Genomic DNA, 15,894 nt, shown 5'->3' on the forward strand with positions numbered 1-15,894 from the left:
GCCGCCGCTAGTTCCTCTGCAGCACGGAACGGACGAGGCGCGGTCCCTTCCACCCGTGCACCGCACCGACCGGCCGGGGCGACACCTGCAGTGGCCACCAGAACCACCGGCCCAGGAGCGCGGCAATGGCCGGGGTCATGAACGCTCGCACGATCAAGGTGTCGAACAACAGACCCAAACCGATCGTGGTTCCCACCTGCCCAAGGGTGAGCAGGTCGCTGACGATCATGGAGCCCATCGTCGCGGCGAAGACCAGCCCGGCAGCGGTCACCACCTTGCCGGTACCGCCCATCGCCCGGATGATGCCCGTATTGAGGCCGGCGCCTAACTCCTCTTTCATGCGCGAGACGAGCAACAGGTTGTAGTCAGAGCCCACCGCGAGCAGCACGATGACCGACATGGCCAACACCACCCAGTTGATCTGGATGCCGCAAATGTGTTGCCAGACAAGCACAGACAGACCAAACGACGCACCCAGCGACAACGCCACTGTTCCGACGATCACCAGCGCGGCAACCAAGCTTCGCGTCATCAGCAACATGATGATGAAAATGAGGCACAGGGCGGCGACCCCCGCGATCAAGAGGTCGTATTTTGATCCATCGACCAGCTCACTGACACCCGCCGCCGTACCCGCCAGGGAGATCTTGGCGTGCTCCAGTGGAGTTCCCTTGAGCGCTTCCTCCGCGGCGGTCTTGATCGGATCCACTCGCGCAATGCCTTCGGGTGTCGCGGGATCTCCACGTTGAGAGATAAGCATGCGCGTCGACTTGCCATCGGGCGACATGAAGATCTTCATGACCCGCTTGAAGTCCTTGTTGTTCAGCACATCCGGCGGTAGATAGAAGGAGTCATCGTTCTTCGATGCGTCGAACGCCTTGCCCATGGCCGTCGAGTTCTCGGTGGATTCATCCATCTGCGCGAAGATGCCGGACATCGTGCTGTGCATGGTCAGCATCGATTCGCGGGTGCTCTTCATGGTGTCGATCATGATGGGGAACTGCTCGAGCAGCTGCGGCATCAGCCTGTCCAGCTCGTCAAGATCGCCCACCAGAGTCTGCATCTTGTCGGTCACCTGATCGACGCCGTCGAGCGCATCGAAGATCGACCTGATCGACCAGCAGATGGGAATGTCGAAGCAGTGCTTCTCCCAGTAGAAGTAGTTACGGATCGGCCGCCAGAAGTCTTCGAAATTCTCGATATGGTCCCGCAGCGTGGACATATCTTTCTGAAGATCGTGCGTGGTGCTGACCATCCGGTGAGTGGTCGCCACCATCTGTTTCATCAGATCGAACATGCGCTGCATGAGCGCGATCGTCGTGCCCATGTCATCGGCCTGCTTGAGCATGTCGTCCATGCGCGCACGCTGGAACGGCAGGCTCAACCGCTGGCTCGCGTTCGACATGCTGAGCATGAACGGCACCGACGAGTGCTCGATCTGCGTTCCCTCGGGACGCGTGATGGACTGCACGTTGGCGATGCCGGGGACCGCGAAGACCGCCTTGGCCAGCCTGTTCAGCACCAGCAGATCGGCCGAGTTACGCATGTCGTGATTGGCCTCGACCAACAGGATGTCGGGCGTAGACATCTTCGATTCCGGGAAGTGCCGTGAGGCGGCCACGAGTCCCTGGACCGCGGGGATGTCCTTCGGTATGTACTTCGCGTCGGTGTAGCTGGGGTTGTATCCCGGCAGCGTCAAAAGCCCGATGAGTGAGATGGCCACCGTCCCGGCCAGGATCGGTCCGGGCCAACGCACAATCGCGGTACCCAGCCGCCGCCAGCGCCGTGTCGTCACCTGGCGCTTGGGGTCGAACAGCCCGAAGCGGCTACCTGCGGCGATGCACGCCGGAACCAGGGTGAGCGCAACCGCCACCGCGACCAGGATGCCGACCGCGCCCGGGATGCCCAGCGGCTTGAAGTACGGCAGCCGGGTGAAGTGCAAACACGCGATCGCACCGGCGATGGTCAGGCCGGATGCCAGCACGACCTTGGCCACCCCGCGGTAGGCGGTGTAGTAGGCGGTCTGGCGGTCCTCGCCCGCCTGACGCGCTTCCTGATAGCGCCCGGTGAAGAAGATTCCATAGTCCGTACCTGCGGCGATGCCCACAGACACGAGCAGGTTGACCACGAAGGTGGTGAGACCCACGATCCCGTGCATACCGAGGAACGCGACCAGTCCTCGCGCAACCTGCAGCTCGATGCCGACGGTGAACAGCAAGATGATGACCGTGATGAATGACCGGTAGAGCAGGAGCAGCATCAGGAAAATCACGCCAACACTCACCAAGGTGATGAGGATGACCGTCCGGTTTCCGCTCTCCGACATATCGGAGACGACGGCGGCGGGACCCGTGACATAGGTCTTGACCCCCGGCGGCAGCCCCGGAGTGTCTTTGACGATCTTCTGAACGGCTTCCACGGATTCGTTGGCATCAGCCTGGCCGAATCGCCCGGTGAGATTCAATTGCACATACGCGGCTTTGCCATCGGCACTCTGGGCGGCGCCGGCGGTTAGCGGGTCACCCCAGAAGTCCTGGATATGCTGCACATGTTTCGGATCGTCCTTCAATTGGCGGACGACGGCGTCGTAATACTTGTGCGCATCGTCGCCGAGAGGGTTCTCCCCCTCGAGCACGATCACCGCGACGCTCTCGGAATTAGATTCCTGGAAAACCTTCCCCATCTGCGTCATTGCTTTGACGGAGGGCGCGTCCGGCGGGCTGAGGGAGACCGAATGCTCCCTTTCGACGATCTCCAGCGGCGGCACCTTGACGGTCAGCAGGACAGTGATCGCAAGCCAGCCCAAGATAATGAATACCGCACCCTTGCGGATAACGGTCGCCATTATCGGTCGGTGTGATTGACCTTTGCCGTCGCCCTCGCTCATGCGGCCTTCAGCAGGCATGAGGTAAAGGCATTGGTCTGATTTGTCACCTTCTCGGACTTAACCTCATCGTCCACGATGATGCGGCATCCGATACTGCGGCCATCCCCCTGCGCCATGATGCTTCCCACCGCTGTCGTCTTACCGATCTCGAATTTCACCGACCATGGCAATGGAATTTTCTGAATGAACAGCGGATCGCCATTGACATCGAAATAGCTGATATCGGCCACATTCCCCGGCGATCCGAAAACCTCGTACGACATCTTCTTGGGATCAAACGATTTGGCGTCACTGACATTCGTATCGGCATACGACGGACGGTTCTCAGAACCGAATACACCGTGAAGCCGCGACACCGTAAAACCGCCGGCACCAATTACCGCGAGCACCAGTAGTGGAATCCACAGACGCATCAAAAGCCGAAGAATCGTAACCCTCCTCGTCTATCTCCGCATCCGGCACCATGCTCGGACATGCACATCCCAATTGCAAAACGCGGAACACCTCAGCGGCGCTCCCCGGCCGTTAAAGATTAGACCATGCATGAGAGTCGCGTATGTACCCGTTGCACACCCGATATGCAATGAGTAGCACGCTATTTTGGATACGGACGTGTACAGATTTACTGCATACCGCCATGGGCAACCACGATCGCCCGATTCTCCAATTCCTACGAATGGGTGAACGGATGGCTAATCAGCAGCTGAGACCCCCCTTTGTGACCTCAGGGCCGAACCAGCAGCCACAGTGGCGCCGGTCATAGCGAGAGACAGCTCAGCCAGCCATGTTCGCCCGTCACCCCCTCTCGGATAGGCCCAGAAAGCAAACCAGCTTGATTGCTCGCTGGCATCCGGTGCGCGCATCGCGATTCGGAGAGCATCCTGGGCCTATCCGAACCTTGCCAAGACTGCGAAGGAGGAGTTCGCAAAGCGCGTAGGCTGGTCAGCGTGTCCAAGACGTACGTTGGAGGGCGCCTACGTCAACTCCGCAGCGAACGCGGGTTCAGCCAAGCTGCGCTCGCCCAGATGCTGGAGATCTCCCCGAGCTACCTCAACCAGATCGAGCATGACGTCCGCCCCCTGACCGTCGCGGTGCTGCTGCGTATCACCGAGGTGTTCGGCGTCGACGCGACGTTCTTCTCCTCCCAGGACGACAGCCGCCTCATCGCCGAGCTGCGCGAGGTGGTGCAGGACAAGGACCTGGATATCGACGTCGATCCTGCCGAGATCGCCGATGTAGTCGCCGGGCACCCCGCACTGGCGCGTGCCATGGTCAATCTGCATCGGCGCTACCGGATCACCACCACGCAGTTGGCCGCGGCCACCGAGGACCGATACACCGACGGCAGCGGCAGCGGATCGATCACCATGCCGCACGAAGAGGTGCGCGACTACTTCTATCAACGGCACAACTATCTCCACGAGCTCGACACCGCGGCCGAAGACCTGACAGTTCGGATGCGCATGCACCGAGCGGACCTCGCCAGAGAGATCGCCGACCGCATCACCGAGGTCCATGGCGTGCAGATCGCCCGGCGCATCGATCTCGGCGACAGCGTCCTGCACAAGTACGACCCGGTATCCAAGACGCTGGAGATCAGCAACCACCTCTCCGGAGGTCAGCAGGTATTCAAACTGGCCGCCGAGCTGGCGTACCTGGAGTACGGCGATCTCATCGACACCATGGTTGACGACGGCAAGTTCACCTCCGAGGAATCACGCAAACTGGCGCGGCTGGGGCTGGCCAACTACTTCGCCGCTGCCACAGTGCTGCCGTACCGGCAGTTCCATGGGGTGGCCGAGGACTTCCAGTACGACATCGAGCGTCTGTCGGCGTTCTACTCGGTGAGCTACGAGACGATCTGCCACCGGCTGTCGACCCTGCAGCGTCCGTCGATGCGCGGGGTCCCCTTCTCATTCGTCCGGGTCGATCGTGCCGGAAACATGTCGAAACGTCAGTCAGCCACCGGTTTTCACTTCTCCTCCAGCGGCGGTACCTGTCCGCTGTGGAACGTATACGAGACCTTCGGCAACCCGGGCAAGATCCTGGTGCAGGTGGCGCAGATGCCCGACGGGCGCAACTACCTCTGGGTGGCACGCACCGTCGAACGGCGTGCGTCGCGGTATGGACAGCCGGGTAAGACCTTCGCGATCGGGCTCGGATGCGAGTTACGGCATGCGCACCGACTGGTCTATTCGCAGGGTCTGGATCTGTCCTCCGAGGGCGCGACGACACCCATCGGCGTGGGCTGTCGGGTCTGCGAACGCGACAATTGCCCGCAACGTGCCTTCCCCGCACTCGGGCGGGCTCTGGACCTTGACGAGCATCGCAGTACGGTGTCGCCATACCTTGTTCAGCAAGAAGGAGCCCGACAATGAGCGATGGTCGCATCCCACCAGGTGGTCTACGCGAGCTCGGACCGATCAACTGGGTAATTGCCAAGGGGATGGCACGCGCGATCAGCGCACCGCAGATGCACCTGGCGACCACGCTCGGGCAGACGGGCACCAGGTTCTGGCCGTGGCTGGCCTATTCCGGCGCCATCCTGCGCGGCACCAAGCTGTCCACCCGTGACACCGAGGTAGTGATCCTGCGCGTGGCCCACGTGCGCGAATGCGCGTACGAGCTACAGCACCACACCCGCATCGCCAAGTCCGCCGGGATAGATCACGCATATCAAGAGCGCATCTTCGCGGGGGCCGGGGCCGAGGGACTCTCCGACAAGGAGCGCGCCCTCATCACCGGTGTCGACGAAATCCTCAACACCAGAACACTTTCCGATGAAGCATGGGAGGGACTCTCGAAGTTCCTGGACCGCCGCCAGCTCATCGGCTTTTGTCTGCTCGTCACGCAGTACGACGGCCTGGCCGCGACCATGTCGTCGTTGCGCATCCCGCTAGACCTCTAATCATCGAGCAAGGCCATCAGATCCTCGTGGTAGCGCTCGCCCACGGCGGGCGCGACCGTCTCCAACTGCGATAACTGCGCATCGGAGAGGACCACGTCCACGGCTGCCGTGTTTTCCTCGACACGTGCGGCCTTCGTGGTCCCGGGGATCGGCGCGATGCCCTCGCCGCGAGACAACAGCCAGGCCAGCGCGATCTGAGCCGCTGTGGCCCCCGTCTCGGCCGCGACGGCTTCGACGGCGCCGACGATCGCGCGATTTCGTTCGAGGTTCTGCTGGCTGAATCTCGGCAGGTTCTTTCGAAAATCGCCGTCTGCCAACTGATCCGCGGACTGTATTGATCCCGCCAGGAACCCACGGCCCAGGGGCGAGTAGGGCACCAGACCGATTCCCAACTCCCGCAGGGTCGGCAGCACCGCGGACTCCACATCCCGCGTCCACAACGAGTACTCCGACTGGACCGCCGCGATCGGATGTACCGCATGCGCGCGGCGGATGGTGGCCGCCGAAGCTTCCGACAACCCGATGTGGCGGATCTTGCCCTGCGCCACCAATTCGGCCACCGCACCCACCACCTCTTCGATCGGCACCGTGGGGTCGACGCGGTGTTGGTAGTAGAGGTCGATGTGATCGATTCCCAGCCGGCGCAACGATCCTTCCACCGCGACAGCAATATTCGCCGGCGAGCTGTCGGGCTGGAACGTCGCACCGGTGGCATGCGAAATCAGTCCGAACTTCGTCGCCAGCACCACCTCATCGCGACGGCTCGCGATGGCCTTACCCACCAATTCCTCATTGGTGTACGGGCCGTAGATTTCGGCGGTGTCGATCAGGCTGACGCCCAGATCGAGCGCGCGATGGATGGCCTGGATGGACCGAGTGGCATCCGGACCGCTTTCCGCGGCCAGAGGTTGATAGCCCGACGACATCGACATGGCGCCGAGCCCGATCCTTGACACCGATAGCTCACCAAGCTGCGTGTACTTCATGTCAGTTCTTCTTTCCTCCGGCGGGTTGAGCCGAGGCGTCATTGACCGACTCCGTGTAGTGCGCAACCTTGAAATCAACGACCGCAAGGTCCTCGGTGAGCCGCTCCATCGTGGCCAGGATTCGGACACGCTGCGCGAACAGCAGCTCCAAACGCTCGGCGTGTGTCTCCGCACCGCCCGACAACAACTCGATGAACCGGCGCATGTCCCGCACCGGCATACCTGTGCGGCGCAGCCGCAGCATCAGCTCGACACGTTCGATGTCATCGGTGCGAAAGCGACGGCGGCCCCCCGCGTCCCTGGCCACCCGGGGAAACAGTCCCTCCCGTTCGAACCAGCGCAACGCATCAATCGACAGGCCAGTTCGTTCGGCGACGTACGAGATGGGGAACCCCTCGTTCTGCGGCTCACTTGTGCTCACAAAAGCCACGGTAGAACCTGGAGTCAACTCCAGGTCAAGTGGAGATTCCGCGCAGGGCGCCACGAAAGTCCGCGCTGGTACCAGCGACGGTGCCACGGAGGCCGTTGACACCTTCCCGATGCCGCCGCACCATCGGAACATGCGCTTGGCCCAGGACTGTAGGTAGGCGCGCGATTTCGTTTGCGCGCTGCCTGTTTCAGCCCATCTCCCGCCAAACGAAGGCCTATCCGCATGTCCGCTTCCGCCCATCAGCTCACCGTCAACGGCAGATCTCTTCAAAACGCCGAATCTCACGGCCTCGAGCGCGACGCCGTCGGCTCCTGGGGCGTCTTCGCACAGGGATTGGCAGCGGCAGCCCCCAGTGTCGCGGTCGCAACGGTGCCGTTTTCGCTGTTCGTAGCGGCCGGCAAGGGTGCCGCCTGGGCCGCGGTGATCGGCCTGGTGGCGGTGATCCTGATCGCCACCACCATCAGCTTTCAAGCCAAACGGACCGTGTCCTCGGGCTCGCTCGGCACGTATGCCGGCAATGGATTGGGCCCCGGTGCCGCGTACGCCGCCGGATTCAGCCTGCTCATCGGATACATCACCTTCGCGACCACCGGGACTCTCGGCGGCGTGCTGTACTTCGAATCCTTCCTTGACGCAATCGGAATCCACTCGGAGGCAACGTTCTTCAAGCTCGCGCTGGTCGCCGTCGTCGTCGCGGTCGCTGTCTATCTGCCCTACCGCGGCGTCTCCATCTCCGCGAAATATGAGCTCGTCTTCGAAATTATCGCCACCGCACTGATTTTGATCATCATTGTGGCCTCGTATGTCAGCTACGGCTGGCGCATCGACACCGAGCAGTGGTCGCTGTCCAACTTGGGTAACAGCACCACCTTCATCGCGGCGGTCACCGCGGTCGGTGCGTATGCGGGATTCGAGAGCGTGGCGTCCCTCGGCGCCGAATCACGCGACGCGCACCGCACCATTGCCCGCTCGCTGCTGCGCGTTGTGCTGATCATCGGCGTGCTCTACATCCTGGCCACCTACCCGCAGATCCTGCAGTTCCGGAACATCGACGGCGACAGCGCGATACTCCCCCAGGTCGCTACGAATTCCGGTGTGGCATGGTCGATCTACCCGATAAGCCTGGCGGTGACCATTGCGTTCATCGTGTTCGTCACCGCCGTCATCAACTCTGCGGCGCGCGGGCTGTTCACCCTGGCCCACGAGGGAGCGCTTCCAGCCACACTCGCCAGGGTCCATCCCGTCTACAAGACCCCTGTCGCCGGCATCTTCCTTATCGGAATCATCGCGGCGGCCTTCTCCGTCACCGCCACCCTCAGCTCGGTAGGCCGCTTGGTGTTCGACGTGTACGGAAACTACGTGGCCAACTGGGGCTTTCTCACCAGCTATCTGCTGGTGGTGGTGGCCACCCCGATCTGGCTGTACCGCATCAGAGCACTCACGCCCGCGCGGCTGGCGGTGTCGATAGCGGCCACCTCGGCCATCGGGTATGTGATCTTCAGCAATTTCTACCCGGTCCCCGCTTTTCCGTTCAACATCCTGCCGCTCATCTTCGGCGCGATTCTGCTCGCCGGGCTGCTGCGCTACTGGTACCTGCGAGCCCGGCGACCCGAAGTCGCGGCCCGGATCGGCTCCATCCAAACACTTTCCGATTCCGAGAGGGAACGGCTGACCGAGCTCGGCATCCTCGAAGTCCTGCACGAGGAGCCGGCCGCCGAACCCAAAACCGCTGATTCAGGAGTTCTCGTCAAATGACCACCGTCGCCTCTTCGCTCACCCGCGCCTACCTGGGAGTCGGCGACACCGAGTTCGCCGCGTGGACGCGGGTCGCCCAACGCGCCGCCGAGCAACTGGCAGCCACCGCGCTGGAAAGAGATCGTGCCAACCAGAATCCCGTCGCCGAGATCGGACTGTTGCGCGAGCACGGGCTACTGTCCTTCGCCACGGCCCACGAATTCGGTGGTGCCGGAGGAAGTCTGACGCAGGCGCTGCAGCTCGGCCGGATCATCGCGGCGGCAGACGGGTCCATCGGCCAGCTGCTGGTCTACCACTACTCCAACGGCGTGTGGACCCATATCCTCGGGTCTGCGGCCCAGCGCGAGCACGTCGCGCGCGGGGTCGGCGAGCACGGCTGGTTCCAGGGCAGCGTCAGCAATCCACGCGATCCGGGCATCACGGTAACCCCGATAGCGCAGGGATACCTGGTCAACGGCAAGCGCACCTTTGCCACCGGGGTCGCGGTGGCCGACCTGATCACCGTGCTGCTCTACGAACAGGAGCCGATCAACGCGATCATCCCCCGCGACCGGGAAGGCCTGCGGTTCAACGACGATTGGGACAACCTCGGGCAGCGTCTCACCGCAAGCGGCAGCGTCGAATTCGACAATGTGCTGCTACGCCACGACGAGGTGCTCACCGGACTTGACGAGTACGGTGACCGCCGCGAGCTCCGTGACGGACTGCGGGCGTTGTTCAGCCAGTTGATCTTCGTCCACCTGTATCTCGGGATCGCCGAGGGCGCACTCTCCGCCGGTGTCACCTACATCAAGGACAAGGGCCGTCCATGGCCCGAGGCGCATTCCACGGAGGTCACCGAGGACCCGTACCACCAGCAGCTGCTGGGGCGGCTGTCCGCAGGGGTGGCCGCCGGGATCGCCTTGGCCGATGCGGTGACCCGAGAGTTCGAACAGACCCTGGCGTCCGGACACGAACTGTCCGCGGACCAGTGGGGTGCGCTGGCGGTTCGCGTTGACCAGGCCAAGTCCATCGCCACCGAGGTAGCCTTGGATGTGACGCACAACATCTTCCAGGCCACAGGGGCTCGGTCGACGGCCAATTCCGTTGGACTGGACATCTATTGGCGCAACGCCCGCACGCACACCACCCACGATCCGCTGCCCTACCGGCAACGCGAGATCGGCCGATATCTATTGACCGGTGAGTGGCCCTCACCGCGCAGCCTCAACGGGCTGGGACGCCTCGCCGAGGCGACACAGGGCAAGCAATCGTGACGGACATCCGCTTCCTGCAGACCTCCGAGGAGCGGGAGCGTGCCTTCGCGGTGTTCTGGCGGGCCATGGTCGGGCTGCCGCCCCTGGGTGATCTCGCGACCGACGGATTGCTGGAACCCGGGCGCTATTTGGGAGCATTCGACGGCACGGAGCTGGTCGGCGGGGCCGATTCCTACACCAGCTGGCTCACCGTCCCCGGTGGTTCGCGCATTCCACACGCGGCAGTCACACATATCGGCGTGCTACCCACCCACACCCGGCGCGGAATCCTCACCACTTTGGTCTCACGACAGCTCGCCGATATCGCGGGACGAGGCGAGGTCGTGGCCAGCCTGCGCGCCTCTGAAGCGGTGATATACCGACGCTTCGGCTACGGGGTGGCAACCAGTAGCGCGACCTATCGCATTCAGCGGCGACGGGCCCTGCCACAGAGCCCCACCGACTCCCGTTCGATCACCCTGCTCGATGCGGCGGCGTCACCTGAGGTGCTCGCCGCGATCTACGACCGTGCGGCATGGACCGGGGCGGTGGCACGTCCACCGCAATGGTGGCGACTACACGAGCTGATCGATGCGTCCGCCCCGGGCAAGCCATATGTGGTCACTCATCCGGACGGCTACGTGAGATACCGCCCGCGCGACACCGCCGAGTGGTTCACCAGCAGCGCACGCACCATCTCCGTCGACGATCTTGTCGCGCACAGCGATGACGCCTACCGCGCGCTGGTCGGTCACCTGCTGGATCTGGACCTTGTCGACGTCATCGAGATCGGCCCCCGCCCCATCGATGACCCGCTCCCCCACCTGGTGACCGATCCCCGCTCGGTGACGGTCACCGGCGTCCGCGACGAGACCTGGCTCCGGCTTGTCGATGTCGAGGCGGCGTTGGCAGCGCGCACGTATGCGGACACGGCACCGGTGGTGATCGAGGTACAGGACGACCTGCTGCCACATAACTCGGCGAGGTTCGCGGTGGGCGCGGACAAGGTTCGGCGTACCCAACACACCCCCGATGTGTCACTCGATATCGCCGCCCTCGGCTCGGTGTATCTCGGTGGAAATTCGTGGACGCAACTGGCGCGTGCCGGACTGGTGTCCGCGCAGTCCGCCGGGGCGATCACCTCCGCCGACGCCCTGTTCTCCACCGGTGCACAGCCTTTCGCCGGTACCAATTTCTAGGAGCGCACTGTGACTGATGGTCTTCGCCAACTTCACCTCCTTGCCTTCGGCAATGTGCGCTCGGGCGGCGCGTGGCGACTTCCCGGCGTGCGGAACGGTCCCGCGAATCAGCTCGATACTCTGGTCGCCACCGCGAGAGCGGCCGAGGCGGCCAAGTTCGATGCCATCTTCTTCGCCGACGGCCTCAACTTCGGCCCGGAGGCCACCTGGGCGCACAAGTCCACCGAGGACTTCGAACCACTCACGGCCACCTCATACCTGGCCGCCGTCACCGAACGGCTCGGCTTGGTCGTCACCGGCTCATCGACCTTTCAACCGCCGTATCACCTAGCACGCCAACTACTATCGCTGGACCACCTCAGTGCGGGACGCGCCGGGTGGAACCTAGTGACGAGCTTCGCACAGGCCGCCGCCGCCAACTTCGGCGAGCGTGGCTTCCTCCCGCACGATGAGCGCTACCGTTTGGCCGAGGAGACTCTTCAGGTGGTGAAGGCCCTGTGGCATTCTCTGGAGGCGGACACCGTCATCGAGGACCGCGCGACCGGAATCTACAATGATGTCAACAAAATTCACGTGACCAATCACGACGGTGAGTTCCACAAGGTCAAGGGCCCGCTGGGCGTCACACCCTCCCGCCAGGGGCAGCCGGTGATCTTTCAGGCCGGATCTTCCACCACAGGTAGAGCGTTCGCCGCCAAACATGCTGAGGTTGTCTTCACCGGGCAGACCGATATCGACCGCGCGAAGAGCTTCTATCGACAGCTCCACGACGAGGCCCGCGCCTCCGGACGGTCCTCGCTACCCTTGGTCACCCCGTCTCTCGGCGTCGTTGTCGGCTCCACCGAGGCCGAAGCACATGCCACGGAAAGCACTGTGTACGAACACTTCATCCCCGAATATCAGGCGGGATGGCTCCTCGAAGTGGACGTCAACGTCGTCGGCGCCGATCTGGACGGTCCCGTGCCCGCGTCCGCGTTCCCGGACAGCACCGAGACCCATCAAACCGCGCTCGCCGGATACAAACACCTTGCCACCGTGGGCAATCCAACAGTTCGCGAGTTCCTCTACCGCACCCTGAACGCGTTCGGCACTCGCTTTGTCGGTTCCGCGGAACAGGTGGCCGATCAGATCGAACGGTGGTTCACCGAAGGTGCGGCCGATGGATTCATTCTGAGCACGTCGGGCCTGCCCGGCCAGTTCGAACTGTTCACCGAACAGGTGGTGCCGATCTTGGTACGCCGTGGCCTCTTCCGCGCCGAATACACGGGAGCCACGCTGCGCGACCACCTGGCCTTGCCCTGGCCCGCCCCGGTGCGTACACCCGCTCTGCTTGCCTGAGCACTAATCCTCAGCGCCGACTTCGCGCAGCGTTCCGTCCTTGACGTCGTAGATGAATCCGCGCACGCTGCCCTTCCACGGGACAAACGGGTTGGCCTTGATCCGCGCCAGGGACTGGCGGACGTCTTCGTCCAGATCGGTGAACGCCTCGGCCGACCACGGCGGTTTGATACCGGTCTCGTCCTGAATCGAACGTTTGAAGGCGTCGTCGGTGAAGGTCAGCATGCCGCAATCGGTGTGGTGGATGAGAATGATCTCCTCGGTTCCCAGCAGCCGCTGCGAGATGGCCAATGACCGGATCTCATCCTCGGTGATCACCCCGCCCGCATTGCGGATGACGTGCGCGTCACCTTCGTGAAGACCAAGCAGACCATACGGATTCAGGCGTGCATCCATGCACGCGACAACCGCGACCTTGCGGCCCGGCGGCAGCGGCAGATCACCCTTGTCGAAGTGGGCCGCATAGGCCCGCGCGTTGTTCAGCAGCTCGTCAGTGGTCGACATGGCGCGAAGCTACGCGCGAGCATATACATGGTCAACGGTTACGAGCGGTCTGATCCCAGATGTGATCGCACACCCTCAACAAGTACTCACGGACGCAGCCGTACGGCGGATGCCAACCACCGTTCAACTCGGACATCGCATCGCGAACCAACCCGCGGACCTCGCCGTCCGGGCGGACGGCAAGTAGCTCGCCAGGCGCAACAGCGAAGGGTACGGCGGAGCTCGAACCCACGATCTGCAGCACCGACAGTCGCTCGCGCGTTCGAGGTCCGAACATGGCCACACTTTGACGTTCGAGTTCGTCGTGGAATTCCTGCGCGCTGAGAATTCCTTCCCGCCAACGACTCCCGTCAAGGATCTGCCCTATGGACAACACCTCGCCGATGTAGCTGCTGGTCAATCCATTAGTGGCCGCCAGGAGTTCCCGGTGTTCGGAATCCAGCGCGGCGCCGAGATGCGCTGCCAGCAAGTTCAATTCGGACTGACTGGCGCCGGGACGGCGCTGCGCAGGAGTCACGGACTTGACAAGCGCTGTCAGCTCCGCAAGCTTCGCGACGATCTCGGCCATCGTCGGTGGTGACGAGCGGATATCGCGCCCCCAGGTTCGGGCATGCGGGCCCATCTCCTGCTCGGCCAGGTACATTCCCTGCTCAAGATTCTCGTGATGTAGATACGAGTACAGGTCCGGCCACATCGTCCGCGAATCGATGTCGAGCCGGAACACACTTCCCGCTCGTGCTTCATCGGACTGCCCGGTGTACAGATAGAGGCAGCCGGCATAGCCGTTGCCGGTATCGGCGATCGGCGCGAACTGGGTCGAATCGTCGGCGACACCCAAGTCTTCGGCGGTATCTGTCTCATCAAACCATTGCGCGATGGTGCGAGCAGTCTCACCCCAGCGATCGCCGACACCAATATGGCTGGTGCCCAACAGGTTCGTACTGAAGTGGTAGCTCTCCCAGCCATCAGCCACACCGAGGAACTCACGGTACTGCGGATCTAACGGACGGCCGAGCCGTTCCTCGGTAGCGCGAAGTTGTTCCTCAGTGGCACCAGGATTTGGGTGGGTCACCGGATACAGTCCGTCGTCCACCGAGGCATGCCGCTGCTTGTTGTCGATCATTGCGTCGAGTAGTTCACGCCAAGCGTGCATTCCAACTGGTTCCGCCACGTTTCCCCCTCTACCGGCCAGCAGATTACGACGGGCCCCCCGGCCCGCGACAGATCAGAAGTTGATCATGTGCCCGGCGAGTCCATGGAACGCCTCCTGCAGCGCCTCGGACAGCGTCGGGTGAGTATGCACGTTACGAGTCAGCTCGTTGACCGTCAGATCCCACTTCTGCGCGAGCGTCAGCTCGGGCAGAAGCTCGGAAACATCGGGACCGATCAGGTGCCCGCCGATCAATTCGCCGTACTTGGCATCGGCGATCAGCTTCACGAATCCGGTCGGATCGGCGAGGCCATGCGCCTTGCCGTTCGCGGTGAAGGGGAACTTCGCGACCTTGACGTCGTAACCCTCGGCGCGGGCCTGCTCCTCGGTGAGCCCGAAGCTGGCCACCTGAGGCTGGCAGAAGGTCGCCCGCGGCATCATCCGGTAGTCGCCCAGCTCCAATGTTTCTGCACCGGCGATGGTTTCGGCGGCAACAACAGCCTGCGCCTCGGCGACGTGAGCCAGCTGCAGCTTGGAGGTGACGTCACCGATCGCGTAGATGTGCGGCACATTGGTGCGCATCCGCTCGTCAATGGCGATCGCGCCGCGGTCGGTCAGCGCGACACCCGTCGTGTCCAGGCCAAAGCCCTCGACGTTCGGCGCAAATCCGATGGCTTGCAACACCTTGTCGGCGACGAGCTCGCTCTCCTGCCCGTCCTTGCTGACCTTGACCGTGACCTGCGAGCCATTGTCGGTGATCGACTCGACCTTGGTGCCCGTCAGGATCTTCACGCCCAGCTTCTTGTACTGCTTCTCGATCTCCTTGGACACCTCGGCGTCCTCGTTGGGCAGCGCGCGCGGCAGGAATTCGACGATGGTGACGTCCACGCCGTAGTTCTTGAGGACGTATGCGAACTCCATACCGATGGCCCCGGCGCCCGCGATGATGATCGATCCGGGCAGCTCGCGGGTCATGATCTGCTTCTCGTAGGTGACCACGTTCTCCGAGAGCGACGTCCCGGGCACGAGCCGCACACTGCTACCGGTGGCGATGATCACATTGGAGAAGGTCAGCGTCTCGGTGGCGCCGTCGGCCTTCTTGACCGCCAGAGTGTTGGCATCGGTGAAGGTACCCACGCCTTCATATTCGGTGATCTTGTTCTTCTTCATCAGGAAGTGCACACCGGCCACACGCCCCTCGGCGACCTTACGGCTGCGGTCGAACGCGGCACCGAAATCGAACGTGGCCTCACCGCTGATGCCGAATGTCTTGGCTTCCTTGGTGAAGATGTGGGCCAGCTCCGCGTTACGCAGCAGCGCCTTGGACGGGATACATCCGACATTGAGGCAGACTCCGCCCCAATACTTCTCCTCAACAATGGCTGTGGTCAGGCCCAACTGGGCTGCGCGAATAGCCGCGACATAGCCACCGGGACCGGCTCCGAGAACGACGACGTCATAGTGTGCAGTCACGAGCTCCACACTAGTAGGACGATGTCAGG

At 63.0% G+C, this 15,894-nt stretch carries 13 protein-coding genes; 6 read left to right on the forward strand and 7 right to left on the reverse strand.

Going from position 1 to position 15,894, the window contains the following annotated elements:
• Positions 1-7: 7 nt before the first annotated feature.
• Together RHO23_RS17405 and RHO23_RS17410 are read right to left on the reverse strand one after the other, a co-directional pair.
• Positions 8-2,887: an RND family transporter gene (locus tag RHO23_RS17405; protein WP_030096366.1), complete on the reverse strand. Its 2,880-nt coding sequence runs from the start codon at positions 2,885-2,887 to the stop codon at positions 8-10.
• On the reverse strand, positions 2,884-3,300 hold the full coding sequence (locus RHO23_RS17410) for an MmpS family transport accessory protein (RefSeq protein ID WP_030096365.1): 417 nt from the start codon (positions 3,298-3,300) through the stop codon (positions 2,884-2,886). The genes RHO23_RS17405 and RHO23_RS17410 overlap by 4 nt, the downstream gene beginning before the upstream one ends.
• Before the next feature lie 534 nt (positions 3,301-3,834).
• On the opposite strand from RHO23_RS17410, the gene ramB reads away from it, so the two are divergent.
• Together ramB and RHO23_RS17420 are read left to right on the forward strand one after the other, a co-directional pair.
• Positions 3,835-5,265: an acetate metabolism transcriptional regulator RamB gene (gene ramB, locus RHO23_RS17415; RefSeq protein ID WP_030096364.1), complete on the forward strand. Its 1,431-nt coding sequence runs from the start codon at positions 3,835-3,837 to the stop codon at positions 5,263-5,265.
• Positions 5,262-5,795, forward strand: coding sequence for a carboxymuconolactone decarboxylase family protein (locus RHO23_RS17420; protein WP_423488091.1), 534 nt, complete (start codon positions 5,262-5,264; stop codon positions 5,793-5,795). The genes ramB and RHO23_RS17420 overlap by 4 nt, the downstream gene beginning before the upstream one ends.
• On the opposite strand, the gene RHO23_RS17425 is transcribed toward RHO23_RS17420, so the two are convergent.
• Together RHO23_RS17425 and RHO23_RS17430 are read right to left on the reverse strand one after the other, a co-directional pair.
• Positions 5,792-6,781, reverse strand: coding sequence for an aldo/keto reductase (locus RHO23_RS17425; protein ID WP_070932695.1), 990 nt, complete (start codon positions 6,779-6,781; stop codon positions 5,792-5,794). The two genes, RHO23_RS17420 and RHO23_RS17425, sit on opposite strands and share 4 nt — an antisense overlap.
• 1 nt (position 6,782) lies before the next feature.
• Positions 6,783-7,202 carry a MerR family transcriptional regulator gene (locus RHO23_RS17430; protein WP_030096361.1) on the reverse strand — a complete coding sequence of 140 codons (420 nt, stop codon included), beginning with the start codon at positions 7,200-7,202 and terminating at the stop codon, positions 6,783-6,785.
• A 231-nt stretch (positions 7,203-7,433) separates the two neighbouring features.
• Between RHO23_RS17430 and RHO23_RS17435 the strand changes: the two genes are divergently transcribed.
• Genes RHO23_RS17435 through RHO23_RS17450 form a run of 4 tightly spaced genes read left to right on the forward strand, consistent with a single transcriptional unit; the run spans position 7,434 to position 12,738 of the window.
• Positions 7,434-8,966: an APC family permease gene (locus RHO23_RS17435; protein WP_423488092.1), complete on the forward strand. Its 1,533-nt coding sequence runs from the start codon at positions 7,434-7,436 to the stop codon at positions 8,964-8,966.
• Positions 8,963-10,222 carry an acyl-CoA dehydrogenase family protein gene (locus tag RHO23_RS17440; protein ID WP_423488093.1) on the forward strand — a complete coding sequence of 420 codons (1,260 nt, stop codon included), beginning with the start codon at positions 8,963-8,965 and terminating at the stop codon, positions 10,220-10,222. Before RHO23_RS17435 ends, RHO23_RS17440 begins: the two co-directional genes overlap by 4 nt.
• Complete coding sequence (locus RHO23_RS17445) at positions 10,219-11,400, forward strand: GNAT family N-acetyltransferase (RefSeq protein WP_423488094.1); 1,182 nt, start codon at positions 10,219-10,221, stop codon at positions 11,398-11,400. Before RHO23_RS17440 ends, RHO23_RS17445 begins: the two co-directional genes overlap by 4 nt.
• Before the next feature lie 9 nt (positions 11,401-11,409).
• Positions 11,410-12,738 (forward strand): NtaA/DmoA family FMN-dependent monooxygenase, encoded by a 1,329-nt coding sequence (locus RHO23_RS17450; RefSeq protein ID WP_064409663.1) that lies wholly within the window; start codon positions 11,410-11,412, stop codon positions 12,736-12,738.
• Positions 12,739-12,741: 3 nt separating this feature from the next.
• Here the strand turns inward: RHO23_RS17450 and RHO23_RS17455 are convergent, their stop codons facing one another.
• The 3 genes from RHO23_RS17455 to lpdA are packed head-to-tail and all read right to left on the reverse strand — an operon-like array spanning position 12,742 to position 15,865.
• Entirely contained in the window at positions 12,742-13,242 is a 501-nt protein-coding gene (locus tag RHO23_RS17455; RefSeq protein WP_423488095.1) for a beta-class carbonic anhydrase, read from the reverse strand.
• A gap of 31 nt (positions 13,243-13,273) precedes the next feature.
• A complete protein-coding gene (locus tag RHO23_RS17460; RefSeq protein WP_423488096.1) occupies positions 13,274-14,413 on the reverse strand; it encodes an SMI1/KNR4 family protein in 1,140 nt (379 codons plus the stop codon).
• Between the two features lie 54 nt (positions 14,414-14,467).
• On the reverse strand, positions 14,468-15,865 hold the full coding sequence (gene lpdA / locus RHO23_RS17465) for a dihydrolipoyl dehydrogenase (RefSeq protein WP_046256037.1): 1,398 nt from the start codon (positions 15,863-15,865) through the stop codon (positions 14,468-14,470).
• Between the last annotated feature and the right edge of the window lie 29 nt (positions 15,866-15,894).

The sequence above is a fragment of the Mycobacteroides sp. PCS013 genome (assembly GCF_049532645.1).
Taxonomy (GTDB): domain Bacteria; phylum Actinomycetota; class Actinomycetes; order Mycobacteriales; family Mycobacteriaceae; genus Mycobacterium; species Mycobacterium gwanakae.

Bases quoted from the DNA above. Each gene is read 5' to 3' on its own strand.
- RHO23_RS17410 (WP_030096365.1), bottom strand. From the start codon at position 3,300: ATGCGTCTGTGGATTCCACTACTGGTGCTCGCGGTAATTGGTGCCGGC.
- RHO23_RS17420 (WP_423488091.1), top strand. From the start codon at position 5,262: ATGAGCGATGGTCGCATCCCACCAGGTGGTCTACGCGAGCTCGGACCG.
- RHO23_RS17435 (WP_423488092.1), top strand. From the start codon at position 7,434: ATGTCCGCTTCCGCCCATCAGCTCACCGTCAACGGCAGATCTCTTCAA.
- RHO23_RS17440 (WP_423488093.1), top strand. From the start codon at position 8,963: ATGACCACCGTCGCCTCTTCGCTCACCCGCGCCTACCTGGGAGTCGGC.
- RHO23_RS17425 (WP_070932695.1), bottom strand. From the start codon at position 6,781: ATGAAGTACACGCAGCTTGGTGAGCTATCGGTGTCAAGGATCGGGCTC.
- RHO23_RS17405 (WP_030096366.1), bottom strand. From the start codon at position 2,887: ATGAGCGAGGGCGACGGCAAAGGTCAATCACACCGACCGATAATGGCG.
- RHO23_RS17455 (WP_423488095.1), bottom strand. From the start codon at position 13,242: ATGTCGACCACTGACGAGCTGCTGAACAACGCGCGGGCCTATGCGGCC.